9 protein-coding genes are annotated in these 14,347 nt (G+C 56.2%); 6 read left to right on the top strand and 3 right to left on the bottom strand.

Annotation, left to right across the window (positions count from 1 at the left end; all coding sequences use genetic code 11):
• Positions 1-90 precede the first annotated feature (90 nt).
• Positions 91-933 (top strand): leucine-rich repeat domain-containing protein, encoded by an 843-nt coding sequence (locus Poly21_RS25140; protein WP_302120570.1) that lies wholly within the window; start codon positions 91-93, stop codon positions 931-933.
• Positions 934-1,334: 401 nt separating this feature from the next.
• Here Poly21_RS25140 and Poly21_RS27990 read toward each other — a convergent pair whose 3' ends face one another.
• The gene (locus Poly21_RS27990) at positions 1,335-1,559 is read right to left on the bottom strand and encodes a hypothetical protein (RefSeq protein WP_302120569.1); all 225 of its coding nucleotides are present in this window, start codon (positions 1,557-1,559) and stop codon (positions 1,335-1,337) included.
• A gap of 234 nt (positions 1,560-1,793) precedes the next feature.
• Between Poly21_RS27990 and leuS the strand changes: the two genes are divergently transcribed.
• From leuS to Poly21_RS25120, 3 genes are all read left to right on the top strand, one after another.
• Positions 1,794-4,688: a leucine--tRNA ligase gene (gene leuS / locus Poly21_RS25130; protein WP_146409831.1), complete on the top strand. Its 2,895-nt coding sequence runs from the start codon at positions 1,794-1,796 to the stop codon at positions 4,686-4,688.
• Positions 4,689-4,916: 228 nt separating this feature from the next.
• Positions 4,917-5,846, top strand: coding sequence for a hypothetical protein (locus Poly21_RS25125; protein ID WP_146409830.1), 930 nt, complete (start codon positions 4,917-4,919; stop codon positions 5,844-5,846).
• A gap of 32 nt (positions 5,847-5,878) precedes the next feature.
• The gene (locus Poly21_RS25120) at positions 5,879-7,528 is read left to right on the top strand and encodes a Na+/H+ antiporter NhaC family protein (RefSeq protein ID WP_146409829.1); all 1,650 of its coding nucleotides are present in this window, start codon (positions 5,879-5,881) and stop codon (positions 7,526-7,528) included.
• A 201-nt stretch (positions 7,529-7,729) separates the two neighbouring features.
• Here the strand turns inward: Poly21_RS25120 and Poly21_RS25115 are convergent, their stop codons facing one another.
• Together Poly21_RS25115 and Poly21_RS25110 are read right to left on the bottom strand one after the other, a co-directional pair.
• Positions 7,730-8,311, bottom strand: coding sequence for a GNAT family N-acetyltransferase (locus tag Poly21_RS25115; RefSeq protein ID WP_146409828.1), 582 nt, complete (start codon positions 8,309-8,311; stop codon positions 7,730-7,732).
• A gap of 78 nt (positions 8,312-8,389) precedes the next feature.
• Positions 8,390-8,986 carry a TetR/AcrR family transcriptional regulator gene (locus Poly21_RS25110; protein WP_302120568.1) on the bottom strand — a complete coding sequence of 199 codons (597 nt, stop codon included), beginning with the start codon at positions 8,984-8,986 and terminating at the stop codon, positions 8,390-8,392.
• A 149-nt stretch (positions 8,987-9,135) separates the two neighbouring features.
• Between Poly21_RS25110 and Poly21_RS25105 the strand changes: the two genes are divergently transcribed.
• Positions 9,136-10,887, top strand: coding sequence for an efflux RND transporter periplasmic adaptor subunit (locus Poly21_RS25105; RefSeq protein WP_302120567.1), 1,752 nt, complete (start codon positions 9,136-9,138; stop codon positions 10,885-10,887).
• The gene (locus tag Poly21_RS25100) at positions 10,884-14,219 is read left to right on the top strand and encodes an efflux RND transporter permease subunit (protein WP_146409825.1); all 3,336 of its coding nucleotides are present in this window, start codon (positions 10,884-10,886) and stop codon (positions 14,217-14,219) included. The genes Poly21_RS25105 and Poly21_RS25100 overlap by 4 nt, the downstream gene beginning before the upstream one ends.
• The last annotated feature ends 128 nt before the right edge of the window (positions 14,220-14,347 follow it).

Raw genomic sequence — 14,347 nt, 5'->3', positions numbered from 1 at the left:
TACGAATTCATTGAATTGTAGTTATTGTGTGTCTACAGCCCTCACCGTGTGGGCATCCCGCCGCTCATGAACCCGTCGCCATTCAAACCAGTGACATCACCACCCGACACGCATACCGTCACCTCCAAAATCGATGCAGACTCTCGTCCAACTGGCTCCCGACGCCGTCGCTGGAGCCCCAAAGGATTGATCGTGGGTTTAATCGTGATCGTGGCCTGTGTCTTTGTCATGGGAAGTTTCCTGCGGCGTCAGAGTGAGTCCGCAGTCGACGTCACGGGGGCCACTGGTGAAGAAAGTATCGATAGCGGACAGGGGCACCCCGACTTCGCAGCGCAAGTTGCCAACGTCGTCGCGGGTGATTCAACACGTTTGCTATTCGCCGACGTCCCAATCTCTGATGGCATGTTGCAGGATTTGCCGGTGCAGCTGCTGACCGGTCTCGACACGGTAGTTGCCGACCAAGGTGTGGTGACCGACGAAGGGCTCACCGCATTAGCCAAACTGCCAGGGTTGGAACAACTGCGTCTGCGGCACTCACCGATCACCGATGCAGGTGTCGCCGCGTTGGTGGGCTGCGAAAAACTATGGCTGCTCAATCTGCCGCAGTGTCAAGTGAGCTCCAAGGGGATTGAATCTCTAAAAAAAGTAACTGCCTTAACGCAACTTCGACTGGGCTCACCCCGACTTGGCAATGAGGCCTGCACAGCGATTGCCGAGCTGAAATCACTGCGGGGGCTGCACCTGATCGGCGTGCCCGTCACTGACGAGGGACTGCAGACGCTCGCGAGTCTGCCGCATTTGGACTCTCTGTATTTGGACGATTGCGAAGTCACCGAGGCGGGTTGGGATTGGCTTTTCCAGCATCATCCCCAACTCCACGTGCATGTCGATCAAGCACATCACGACCGCGACCCCAACTTGCATTCGCACTGACCATCGTCGAACGATGACACCGCCTGTCGTGAGCAGGCTGCCGCTCGAGGGCGCCGTCCGTCGTGAGCCCCCAAAGTCCTTCGGCTCCGGCGGATATCACTGTGCGGCGATAGAAAATTCACAAAATTTGGCGATGTAGGAATCCCCTCCATAGAATGGGCAATTATGGCTAACTTGTTAACATCGGAATATTTCGCCTAGTTGACGCAATGCTTTCAAGTCTTAAACTCTCCCCAAATTGCCTCGTCGAGCGACGAGCATTACCCCATCCCCCCATTTTGGTGAGAATTCGATGATTCGTACGATCCTGGCAGTTGCTTTGCTCGCCGTTGTTGGCAGCGTTGTTGCTCCTCAAGCCGAAGCCGGCTTTTTCCACAAGAAGCGTTCGGCTTGTGCCCAACCTACTTGCTGCCCAGCTCCAGCACCAACCTGCTGCCCAGCTCCGGAACCAGTTTGCTGCCCTGAGCCAGCACCTGTTTGCTGCCCCGAGCCAGCACCAGCACCAGTATGCTGCCCCGAGCCAGCACCTGTTTGCTGTCCTGAGCCAGCACCAGTTTGCTGCGAGCCTGCACCTCGCTGCGGTCTGTTCGCACGCCTGAAGGCCAAGTGCGCTGCTCACAAAGCATCTCGCAGCTGCTGCGACCCTTGCGCAACTCCCGCTCCTTGCTGCTACTAATCCGTACTGGATTGACCCCAAGCTAGAGCGATCTAAGAAAAGCGGGCGACATTTTCGGATGTCGGCCGCTTTTTTATTGCGCCTGCGGCTCTTTCACGTTGTCGTTTCTCGGTGAGGCGATTCTAATTCGACCCGCAACGATCTTTCACCGAACCTTTTTCCGACACTTCTCTTTAGACAAGTTATGGTCCGCTACAACCCCAACGAGATCGAACCCCGCTGGCAAGCGTATTGGGAAACCAATCAAACTTTTGCCACGCCCGACCTCTCCGACGCATCCGGCGACGTCGTCAAGCGTTACGTCCTCGATATGTTTCCATACCCGAGTGGCGATGGGTTGCACGTCGGTCACCCGGAAGGATACACCGCGACGGACATCGTCTCGCGATTTGCCCGCGCCCGCGGTGAATTCGTACTGCATCCGATGGGCTTTGATGCGTTCGGTCTGCCCGCCGAGGAGCATGCCATTCGAACGGGGGAGCATCCGCGAGTACAAACCCAGCGGAATATAGATAACTTCACTCGTCAACTGAAAATGTTGGGATTCAGCTATGACTGGAACCGCGTTTTGGCCACGACCGACGAGGGCTACTTTCGCTGGACCCAGTGGATTTTTCTGTTGCTCTACGACACGTGGTTCGATACCACAGGGCAGAAAGGCCGCCCGATTTCGGAGTTACCCATTCCGGCGGAGGTCGAGTCTCAAGGAGAGCGCGCGATCGAACTGTACCGCGACTCGCGACGATTGGCTTACCAGGACGACGCATTGGTGAATTGGTGCGCCAAACTGGGCACGGTATTGGCCAACGAAGAAGTCGTCGATGGCAAGAGCGAAGTGGGAGGTCATCCTGTCAAACGCATTCCGCTGAGGCAGTGGATGTTGCGAATCACCGATTACGCTGAGCGCCTGATTGATGGACTCGAGGATTTGCAGTGGCCTGCGGGCATCAAGAAGCTCCAATCAGACTGGATCGGGCGCAGTACCGGTGCGGAGGTGGACTTTTACCTGCAGCCGGGCGCCCACCCGACCGATGCTGCGTCTGACGCAACTGCAAACGACGCTGCGCGCGGACCGTATGTGGCCTGGAAACGCGAGCGGGCTGCCAACGGATTCCCGACCCAACCCGGTCGTGATGCGCTGCGTGTGTACACGACGCGACCCGATACGCTATTTGGAGCCACGTACATGGTGGTTTCGCCGGAACATCCTTTAATCGATCTTCTGGTGAGCCCCGAACGCAAAGCCGAAGTGGATGCCTACCGCGAGCAGGCTTCGTTTAAGAGTGATCGCGAACGCACCGAGGGCGATCGCAAGAAGACAGGGGTCTTCACCGGCACCCACGCGATCAACCCGGCCGATGGGCGGTCGATCCCCGTCTGGGTCGCCGACTATGTTTTGGCCGGATATGGAACCGGCGCGATCATGGCGGTGCCGGCGCATGACATTCGCGATTTTGAATTCGCCGTTGCCTTTGATCTGCCAGTGATCGCAGTGGTCGATCCACCAGCTGAACATGCTCAACGCGAGGAAATCCTCGCAGGCCGAGCATGTTTCGTGGCCGAGGGCGTCGCAATCAATAGCGGGCAATACGATGGCAAAACCACCGACGAGGTGAAATCACATCTGACATCTTCGCTGGTTGAGCAGGGTCTCGCACGTCAAGCCGTCAATTACAAACTTCGGGATTGGCTGTTCAGTCGCCAGCGATTTTGGGGTGAGCCATTTCCCATTTTGCACGAGCTGGACAACGAAGGTAATCCGACCGGCATCAAACGCGGCGTTCCCGAACACCAACTGCCCGTCACGCTTCCAGAACTCGAAGATTTCAAACCGCACGGCCGGCCAGAACCGCCGTTGGCCAAGGCCGATGACGATTGGTTGATCGTCGAGCTTGATGGCAAGCGATATCGCCGCGAGACCAATACGATGCCGCAGTGGGCGGGATCGTGTTGGTACTATCTGCGTTACATCGATCCCCACAATCGTGAGCGTCTGATTGATCCTGAACTCGAACGCGCCTGGATGCCAGTTGATTTGTACGTCGGCGGCGCCGAGCATGCCGTATTGCACCTGCTCTACTCACGATTCTGGCACAAAGTGCTCTATGATCGCGGATACGTCACTTGCCCCGAACCATTTGGACGGCTCGTCAATCAAGGCATGATCCTCGGCGAAGTGGAGTTCACTGGCTATGTCGACGGGGATGGCAATCCAGTTTCGACGCAGCACGTTCGCCGTGATGCCGAGGGCAACCGGGTAAACAAGGACGGGCGCGCCGTGGAATCTGTCAAAATTGCCGAAGGCGATGTGCAGAAGAAGGGCGAAGGATTTGTCTTAGTCTCGGATCCAGCGATTAAAGTCGACAGTCGCGCCTTCAAGATGAGCAAGACTCGCGGCAACGTAGTCAACCCTGATGGTGTTGTCCGCGATTTCGGTGCCGATTCGTTGCGACTCTACGAGATGTTCATGGGACCGCTGGAGGCGACCAAACCTTGGGTCATGAACGGCGTTGGCGGTGTACGCGGATTTCTCGACCGGGTTTGGCGTTTGGTCGTCGATGAAAAAGCCGACGAGTTATGCGTCAGCGATGCAGTCGTCGACACGCCTTGTGACGAAGATCAGCGACGCGTACTGCACCAGACCATCCGCAAGGTCACCGAAGATACCGAGTCGATGAGTTTCAACACTGCGATCGCGAAAATGATGGAATTCTCCAATCACTTCACACGCAGCGAAACCCGACCCCGCGAGGCGATCGAAACGTTCCTGGTCCTGCTCAATCCCTATGCGCCTCACCTGTGCGAAGAATTATGGCGTCTGCTGGGCCATGACGAGTCCATCGCACTGCAGCCATGGCCGCAATGGGACGAGGCGGCGTTGGTGGAGTCCAGTATCGAAATCCCAGTACAACTCAATGGGAAGTTGAAAACAAAGATCAACGTTTCACCAGACGCAACCCAAGATCAAATGATCGCCGCCGCCATGGCGAGCGAACTGGTTACCCTGGCAATCGATGGCAAACAGGTCGTAAAGAAAATTGCGGTGCCCGGCCGGATGGTGAATCTCGTCGTCAAATGAGTCCTCCGGATCGTCCGGTATTCCGTTTTCGCGAGCTTCCGCATAGTCGGTCGACGACGTAGCCGCCCGGCTATGTTCGTCTGACCTGCTGTGATGTCAGTCGGATACCAATCGCCCCAGTCCAATCGCTCCAGTCCAATCGCCCCTTCCAATGCCGTCGTGGTAGACTATTGCCATCCACTCCGCCTTTGGGCTCCCCCACCTCCCGTTAAACTTTTGGGATTGTTGATGATGACACGCCGCACGAACTTTTGGATACTACCACTACTACTACTCGCTTCGATGACGAATGCGACGGCAACACAAGCCGCCGACTCAGCTGAACCTGTGAAGGTTGAACTGATCGATGCCGGCAAAGCTCCCCTCCAACCCATCCGCTATGCACCGCGTGTTGGCGAGACACAATCCGCTGTCATGACGATCTCGATCGACATGAAGATGTCCATCGCGGGCAACGCGATGCCTGCTCAAGATATCCCAGCGCAAAAAGTAACGTTCGATACCACCGTCGAGAACATCAGTGAGGACGGTGATATTACGTTTAGCTTCATCTATACCGGCGCCGAGGTGATTGACGATCCGAACAATCCATCCCCCATGGCCCCGATGCTCAAAGAGATGATCAAGTCACTGGTAGGTGCCACTGGCTCGGCGAACGTAACCGATCGCGGGATAACCAAATCAGCTGATTTTAATATCCCTGAAGGCATGGCACCGCAGATGAAGCAGATGCTCGATGGCATGAAAGAGTCGATGAATCGGATTAGTTCACCGGTACCGAGTGAACCGATTGGACTGGGTGCCAAGTGGAAGGTCACGCAAAAGCTAGTCGCCAACGGAATGCACATGGTGCAAACATCCACGCATGAAATCGTGAAGCTGGGCACGGGCGGCTTTACCATGAAAATCGATGTCGCTCAAAGTGCGGAACCCCAGGAAATTAAGAACCCCGCGTTGCCCCCGGGAACGATTTTGAAATTGGCATCGCTGGATACCGATGGACAAGGCACCTCGCAGATCGAAACGCGATCCTTGATTCCAGTCCAGTCCTCGCTAACGATTGCCAGCAAGTCCACGATGGACGTGGAGATGGCGGGTCAGAAACAGCAGATGACCACTGACGTGAAGATGGGAATGGAACTGGAGACGCTCCGCTAACCCAGCTCCATTGCACTCTCTAGGACGTCCAGTTGCACTACGGATTTGCCAGCTTACTGCCGCCTTTGATCGCGATCGCGTTGGCACTGCTGACGCGGCGGGTCTTGCTGCCGCTGGCGGCAGGCGTGCTGGTAGGCGCCGGGCTGCTGGCTCGGGCGACCCCAGATGGCAGCTGGGGGATGGACACGCTTCAGATTTTCAGCGACCGCATCATGGGATCGATTACCGATCCTGACCACCTCATGGTGCTGGCGTTCACCTTGCTGTTGGGCATGATGGTGGGGGTGATTGAAGTGGCGGGATCGATGCGGCGCGCGATCGCTCAGCTGGCACGGCGAGTCAAGGATCGCAAGGGGGTGCAGACGCTGATCGCAGCGACAGGTCTGGCTGTATTTTTTGATGACTATGCGAACACCCTGTTGGTGGGTGGCACGATGCAGTCGACGTCCGATCGATTCGGTCTCTCCCGCGCAAAACTCGCATATTTGGTTGACTCGACCGCAGCCCCCGTCGCGGGGCTGGCGTTAGTCAGCACCTGGGTGGCCACAGAGCTGAGTTATCTCCAAGCAGGGATCGACGCATCCTCGTACGCTGATTCATCATCCATTCGGGTATTTGATTTCTTCATCCAAAGCATTCCCTATCGCTTCTATCCTTGGTTTGCATTGGCCTTGGTGTTCATCATCGCTCGGACTGGCTGCGATTTTGGACCCATGAGAGTGGCTGAACAGGAGGCCTTGGAGAAACTCCGGAAGCGTTCCAACGACGTGTCTGAGCCGGTTGCTGTCGATGACACGCAGCACCAAACCCAAGACTCCACGTCACGATTCTCAACATGGCAGGACGCGACGGCCTCACTCGGTCCCATCGCCATTTGTTTGATCGCTGTACTTGCCACATTGATGATCACCGGCAGTCGTGATGCCGAGTTGACGCTGAGCCACTCCACCGCCATGAGCCAACTCCAGTGGGCGGGCGACGTGATCGGTTCAGGGGATTCCTATTTGGCTCTGGTGATCGGTGGCGGCAGTGGACTCGTTGTCGCCGCGGTGCTTGCATTGGTTCTCTCGCGTCTGTCGTTCGTTCGGCTCGGCCAGGGACTGCTCGATGGTGCATTGCAGATGATGCCAGCCATATCCGTCCTATGGCTCGCCTGGGCACTCTCGGCGATGACCGGTCGGGAGGCACTCGATACGGGCGGCTACCTATCGAGTGTCCTGAGTGACCAGATTGACTTGCGTCTGCTACCTACCTGCGTGTTTTTGCTTGCCGGCGGAATTGCATTCGCTACCGGGACCAGTTGGGGCACGATGGCGATCGTGACACCAATCGCCGTCAGCCTGGTGCTGGATATGCAAGCGAACGTGACTCCCGCTGTCGGCGAGATGGCTGTCAATTCACCTTTGGCCCTGGCCACCTTCAGCAGTGTCCTGGCAGGCGCGATCTTCGGTGACCACTGCTCACCGCTTTCTGACACGACCGTCCTATCGAGCCGTGCGTGCGGCTGCGACCACCTTCTGCACGTCCGCACGCAGATTCCTTACGCCCTGTTGGGAGGAGCTGTCTGCATTATCACCGGCACTCTGCCGGTGGCCTGCGGAGTTCCTGTGTGGGTATGTCTCGGAGCTGGACTTTTGTGCTTGTTCGTCGCAGTCCGCTATTGGGGCAAGCGTCCGTTGTGACGCGTAGCATCTGCTCACATGATTTGTCTCAATCGCGATGTTTCCAATCGCCATCACCGACGTCCTCGCGAAAAAAGTCTCGGTGGACGGTATCTACGAGAACTGCTGTCCATGTGCCGATCAAGGCCAGCCAGATGACAATCGAGAGGATTCTCTTCTAGGCAAACGGGAACTCGACGGGGAATGGGGGTCGAGGCGCACCTACAGTTGGCGAGTCATGAAGATGGCGCCTGACGCGTAGGACTCGTCGATCGTGACCGCCGTTGAGGAGAGGAAGCCCATTCTCTCCCAAAATCCAGCGGCCTGTTGCACCGCGACCAAAGACATCGTTCGATACCCATGAGCCAACGCGACTGAAGTCAGGTGGTGAAACAGGGCTTGGGCGACGCCGCGACCTGTGGACCCCTGTTGCACGGCGAGATCATGAACATAGAGATTTGCGGAAGGGGCCCATCGCTCTGAGTTGACCCTCCCCAGCACCGCGACGCGATCGGGGGGATACGGATGGGCGAGACAGTACGCATGAACCAAGTTGTTGCTACCCGTGGCCACGAAGCATGTGGCAGGCGATTGCGTTAACTTGGACCGCATCACTACCTCGGACTCAGGTGCGAACTCATAATAGACTTCGCTCTGGATGCGCATGATCGCCCCCCAGTCGGTCTCAATAATCTCGCGGCAATGGTGTAGATGCGTTTCGATGAGCTGGTTTCCTTCGTTATTGACTGATCCTTTGCCGGCCTGTCCAACCGACACATTGGGCTTGAGGAACACGTGCGGCATCGCCTGGCAAATTTGTCGAACAGCTGGTACCACCTGAAACGGTTCCAAACGCGACGCTCTCACGATCGCGGCCCGCCATCAATCTGGTACCGCATAAGCACGCAGGAACATCGTCACGAGCTCCTGAATGTATTTCTTTGCGGGGGTGCGATGGGTGCGTTTCTTGACACCAAATAACCTTGGCCAGAAGGCGTACGACAAGAGCAGACCGACGAGATGTTCGGCAGCAATCTCGGCGTTGTCGACATGCAACTGCCCAGCCTCATTCGCTGCGGCCAACCAAATTGCGAGTTGCTTGTCCAATTGGTTGGTCTGTTCGGTCAATAGGCGGCCGAGTTCGGGTGATGTTAACATGCGTGACATCACCACCCTGGCCAACGCTTGGAAGTCGTCGTCGCTAACAGAGCGGGTGACATGCGTTGAGATATCGACCAACTGCGCCGACAGATCCGCTTCGCAGTCATACTCAAATGTCGAAATCACACCGACACGCTCCACCAACTGTTCGACAATGTTGTCAAACAATTCGTCTTTGCTGGAGAAGTGGTTGTATACCGTCCGTTTGGACACGCCAGCGGTCTCAGCGATCTGGTCCATGCTGGTGTTGTCGAACCCCGCCGTCTGAAATTCGCTCATCGCAGCTTCGATGATCAATCGTCTCTTGCGGTCGGTCATGCGTTCAATCATTGACTTGTGTGGCCACTCTTTTGAGGAATCGACATCTTTCCGGGGTGCACTGGTCAGTTTACTTTGCCGTTGACCAAGTAAACCGAAGGGTGTACTTTTGGATGAGGCAAGTACGTTTTGATCGGAGGGGAGATCCAGTGAGCCGATGCAGCATAACCAAATTTAGCACGCACGAGGAAACCGGGACGGCGGCTTTCGATTCCCGTTTCATCCCCGCTTTCCTGGTGCTGCTGGCCCTCGGTGGTTGCATGCGGGATCCGGTCGTGTATCCGCCCAAGCCACCACGACCGGTGACGACCATGTTGCTTCGAGAAGAGGTTCCCGATTCAACGAATGTGGTTTCCGGCAGCGTCAAGTCGTGGAAAACGGAGTCCATGGGTTTTGAGGTCTCGGGGCGGGTCGAGTGGGTTTTGGAGCCCGGCAAGAACGTTTTTGGATTGGTAAAAGACGTCGACGGAATAGTGATTTCGCCAGGCACTCCACTTGCGCAAATCGACCCGGATCGCTACGAAGTCGCTCTTGAGTCGGCAGCTGCCGCATTGCAGGTCGCCAAACTTGAACACGAGGTCGCGTTGATTCGCAAAGAGGAGTCAATCCCTTCGGATATCCAGTCAGCCAAGTCAGATTTGGAGTTGGCAAAGCTCGACTTCGCCCGTGCGAAGAAATTGGAAGATCAGAATGCGCTGTCACAGGCGGAATTCGACCTCGCTGAGAACCGGATGCTGAATGCTCGCGATCGACTGACATCTCTCGAGGCGATGCTGAAGCAATCCGATGCGGAGGCGCAATCGGCACTCGCGAAGATCAAGCAGGCCGAGCAAGGATTGCGAGACGCGAAACGCGATTTAGAAAACACAACGCTCTACGCTGCCTATCGGGGTCAGGTCTCGTCCGTCGAAGTGGTCCCCGGCAGCGTTGTCAGCGCTGGATCGCCGGTACTGAATCTACAGATGATGGATCCGATCAAAGTTGAGATTGAAGTATCCGGTGAGCAGTCGCGACAACTGCAGCTCCGTCAAGAGGTGCCGATATCATTCATCACCGACGAGGATCAGCCTCATGAAATGCGGGCGTTGGTTTATGTCGTGGCTCCCAGTGCCGATCCAGCGACGCGCACGTTCACTGTGACACTCTTGGTGCTCAACACCCAGTCTCGTCCGAAACTGCCCGCAGCAGCATGCGGTACCAGTGCTGCCCGCACGCAGGACGTGTGGCCTCTGGATGTTCGCTCCGTAATCGGCGCCCAGCGAAAGCTGAACGATGTCCACACCGACTCATTCTTTATCGAGGAGGACGCGATTGAGACGAATGAAGAAGGTTCGTTTGTGTGGCTTTTGTCCGACGTACAAACGGGAGACGAGATCCCTGAAGTGGCCTCGGTGACGAGGCGGCAGGTGGAGTTACTCGATCTGCGTATTCCGTATCTGGGCAACTGGGTCTTTCGAGAGGTTCGTTTTCACGACGAGCCACCTCCGCTGGGCCTGCTTGCAGGGCAATTGGAATTTCCCGATGGTGCCCGCAACGATTGGGATGGGACGTCTTTGGTTTTCGATTCGGGTCCTCAATGGATGCTGCGACCAGGCGACCTGGTCCGCGTCAATCTAAGCAGTCAATCGCCCGCCGCTGGCTACTTCGTTCCGGTAGAGGCGATCTACGAGGAATCGGGCCGAACATACTTATTTGTGGTCGCGCAGCAGGACGGTGTGACAATCGCTCGCAAGACTTTGGTCAACACCATGATTCGAGACAACCTCAAGACAGGATCCAAGATTCAGATCACCCCTGCGACGCCCCATGACCTTGACGCGGAGACGCAGATTGTTGTCGGCGGGGTGCACTTTCTTCAAAATGGTGAACGGATCGCTGTTCAGAACGGAGTATCACAATGAGTCTGGCTGCGGTTGCCGTGAAGTACAAGTCAATCGTGATCTCACTCGTCGTGATGCTAATGGTGTGGGGAACGATTACATTTTTCTCGATGCCTCGTCGCGAGGACCCAGAGTTCACGATTCGTGTCTGTGTGATTTCGACCCATTGGCCCGGGGCGCCCGCCCGCAAAGTAGAAGAACTGATCACCGATAAAATCGAGCAGGCAGTCGTCAGCCTGGAAGAAGTCGAGACAGTCCGCTCAACGTCTCGCACGGGACAATCAACGATTTTCGTCGAGGTTGCCGACGATATCCCGCCAGCGGACATCCAGAACGTGTGGGACAAGGTACGCGCTCGAGTTTCGCTGGCACCGATGCCCGATCCCTCAATCCGCCCGGTGGTTAACGACCAGTTCGGTGACACAGCCGTCTTACTATTGGCGGTTCATCAGATACCTGTGTTCGAGAGAGAGACTGTCTCCGAGCGTGATCGGTACACGCCCCGGCAACTGGAACAATTCGCTGAGACAATCGAGGATTCGTTGCGATTGCTGCCGGGCGTAGCCAAGGTGGAGAAATTCGGTGTCCGCAGTGAAGCAATTTTCATTGAAACAGACGTGGGGAATTGGGCTCAACAAAAATTGACAACCCAGGAACTCGAGCGATTGGTGTCGCAGCGAAATATCATCCAACCGGGCGGACAAATCTCTGCCGAAGCAGGCTATTTTTCTGTCAAACCAGGTGGCGAATTTGATGCCGTTGACGAAATCAAACAAATCTCCGGCATCGTCAATGGCGGCGATGCCGATACCGAGGGGAACAATGTTTATCTGTCTGACCTCGGCTTGAGTGTCAAGCGTGACTACGAAGATCCGCCTGGATACATCTGTCGCTTTGGCGACCACGAGACGTCGTCTCCGGCAGTGATGGTTGCCGTCACGATGCGGTCTGGCGAGAATATTGTGGATGTCTGCAATGCTTCCAAACAACGTGTGGCAGCACTCATCGAGTACGAGAAACGACTGCCACCGGACATCGCGGCAACCCCCGTCTCCGATCAATCCGAGAACGTGCAAGCCAAGATCAGCGAAGTGATCGTCAATGTGATCGAAGCGATTTTGATTGTGATTGCCGTGGTGTATCTCGTGGTGGGATTCCGCACATCTTTCGTGATGGCCGCCAATATTCCGGTAGTCGTGATTGCCTCGATCGGTTTGATTTCGATTATGGGCGTTCAGCTTGAACAAATCTCGCTCGCCGCCATCATCATCTCGCTGGGTCTCCTGGTAGACAACTCGGTCCAGGTGTGTGACCAAGCCCGCACGAACCAGATCGCCGGCATGTCTCCGTACCGGGCGGCGATCGAAGGTGCCAATACCCTCGCAATTCCAATGCTGGTTGGCACCCTCACGACAATGGCAGCGTTTATCCCAATGATGTTCACGCTCGAAGGTGGGGGCAAAGAGTACGTCTATAGTTTGCCGGTGACGGTCTCAACGACGCTGGCATTGAGTTGGGTGTTGGCGATGACGTTATGTGTGATTCTCGCCGGAAGGTTTATCCGTGCCCCACGCAGTGACGCCCCAGCATCGCCTCCGGTGCGTTGGGCATACGCGGTACAGGCGTACTTGCCCAATCGTCTGCGTCGATCTGTTGCGAAGCCTCTCAAGTCATCATCGCACGAAAGTTGGATCCAGCGTCTGTATGGCGTTCTGGCAACGCTCGCAGTGCGATTCAAATGGACCACACTCGTCGCCACGACTGTATTATGCGTGGCGATCATGACCTTGCCCGTAAGTTCTGAATTTTTCCCCGAGGCAGCCCGTGATCAGTTTGCTGTCAACGTCACGTTGCCTGAGACGGCAACGATGGAACAGACCGATCAGGTAGCAAAGCGTGTGGAACAGCTGATCCGCAAACTCAGCAAGGTGGAAGGCGACGTCGGTGAAGACATGGAAACTGTGAGCGGACAGCACCGACTGCGTGCGATGCGCACCCTGGTTGGTGGTGGCGGCTCGCGCTGGAACTTGTCATGGAACCCCGAGCCGCCCGCTCGCAACTTTGCTGAGATTCTCGTCCGTACCCAGGATGGGCGATACAGCGCCGACTATGTCGAAGAGGTGCGCATCGCCTGTTTGCAAGGCAATCGGCACCGTGGTATCGAGCCGATTGTCGGTGCCCGGGTCACACCGGTAAAACTCTCGTTAGGTCCGCCAGCGGACCCGCTCGTGTTTCGCATTGTGGGTAACGGATTTGCGGACCCCACCGTGCTGCGTGATATCAGCGGCCGCTTAAAACGCCTCGTTGCATCTCAGCCTGAAACCTGGAACGTCAACGATTCGTGGGGCATCAATGGCTACCAAATCCAAGTGGACGTCGACCGAGATCGGGCAACTTTGGCCGGGGTAACCAATGCGCAGGTGGCCAAAACGCTCAATTCCTACTACTCGGGATTGAGGCTAACGACGTTCCGTGAAGGTGATCACCAAGTTCCAGTCTACTTCCGATTGCGTCGTGAGGGCCGGCAGTCGATCCGTGGACTTCCGGAAGCATTCGTCGAAGGCGACAAGGGTAAAGTGCCACTTTCGACACTGGCCAATTTTCGCTTTTCTTGGGAGCCCGAAAAAATACAACGACGCGATATGAACCGCGTTATCGAAGTCTCAGCGAGAATGTTGCCGGGCGTCACCGGAAATGATGTCGTCGAGCGAGTGTTGGCATCGCCGGGGATGCAGGAACTCACCGCTTCGTTGCCCGCCGGGTACTGGATCGAAGCGGGCGGGGCGTATGAGGAAAGTCAAAAATCGGGCGGACAGATGATGTTGTCTTTCGCCGTATCGTTTGTCCTGATCGTTCTGTGTCTGATCTTTCAGTACAACGGTTGGAGCAAGCCATTGATGGTTCTGTGCACGCTGCCACTGGCCCTCGTGGGAGCTTGGTTGGGGCTTTCGATCACCGACAACTCACTCGGCTTCATGCCCCAGCTCGGCATCCTAGCCTTATTCGGAATTGTATTGAACACTGCGATCATCTTCGTCGAGTTTGCAGATATCCTGATCGCTGAGCGGCAATCGGCTCAACGTCCTGAGCTCGATCGGCAAACGTTTCAACAATGTCTAATCGATGCAGGAAAACAGCGAATGCTACCAATTTTCCTGACCACGGCCACGACGGTCGGCGGACTGCTGCCGTTAGCGATAGCCGGCGGACCACTTTGGACCGGCTTGGCGTGGTGCATGATTATCGGGTTGTTGTTCACAACGGCGTTAACGCTATTCGTACTACCCGCGCTATATGCCGTCCTGGTAGAAACGTTCGGCATCAAGCCGATTGCAGTTCCCTTCACCGAGTGAACTTCAATCCTAGCGGAGGTCGTCACGACGCTCAAACTCCAGCGGGCAACGCCTCTGGGTTACCGTGTGTGGTAAACTCGTCGAACCTCGAACGTTACCAATACGTTCGGATCGAAAAGCTCGATCCT

The sequence above is a fragment of the Allorhodopirellula heiligendammensis genome, assembly GCF_007860105.1.
GTDB lineage: Bacteria > Planctomycetota > Planctomycetia > Pirellulales > Pirellulaceae > Rhodopirellula > Rhodopirellula heiligendammensis.
The sequence above is the reverse complement of the archived record's forward strand: the minus strand, read 5'-3'. Positions and strand labels throughout refer to the sequence as shown.

Excerpts from the sequence above, each read along its gene's own strand:
- leuS (WP_146409831.1), top strand. The coding sequence starts at position 1,794 with ATGGTCCGCTACAACCCCAACGAGATCGAACCCCGCTGGCAAGCGTAT.
- Poly21_RS27990 (WP_302120569.1), bottom strand. The coding sequence starts at position 1,559 with ATGCTTTGTGAGCAGCGCACTTGGCCTTCAGGCGTGCGAACAGACCGC.
- Poly21_RS25110 (WP_302120568.1), bottom strand. The coding sequence starts at position 8,986 with ATGACCGACCGCAAGAGACGATTGATCATCGAAGCTGCGATGAGCGAA.
- Poly21_RS25100 (WP_146409825.1), top strand. The coding sequence starts at position 10,884 with ATGAGTCTGGCTGCGGTTGCCGTGAAGTACAAGTCAATCGTGATCTCA.
- Poly21_RS25125 (WP_146409830.1), top strand. The coding sequence starts at position 4,917 with ATGATGACACGCCGCACGAACTTTTGGATACTACCACTACTACTACTC.
- Poly21_RS25115 (WP_146409828.1), bottom strand. The coding sequence starts at position 8,311 with ATGCCGCACGTGTTCCTCAAGCCCAATGTGTCGGTTGGACAGGCCGGC.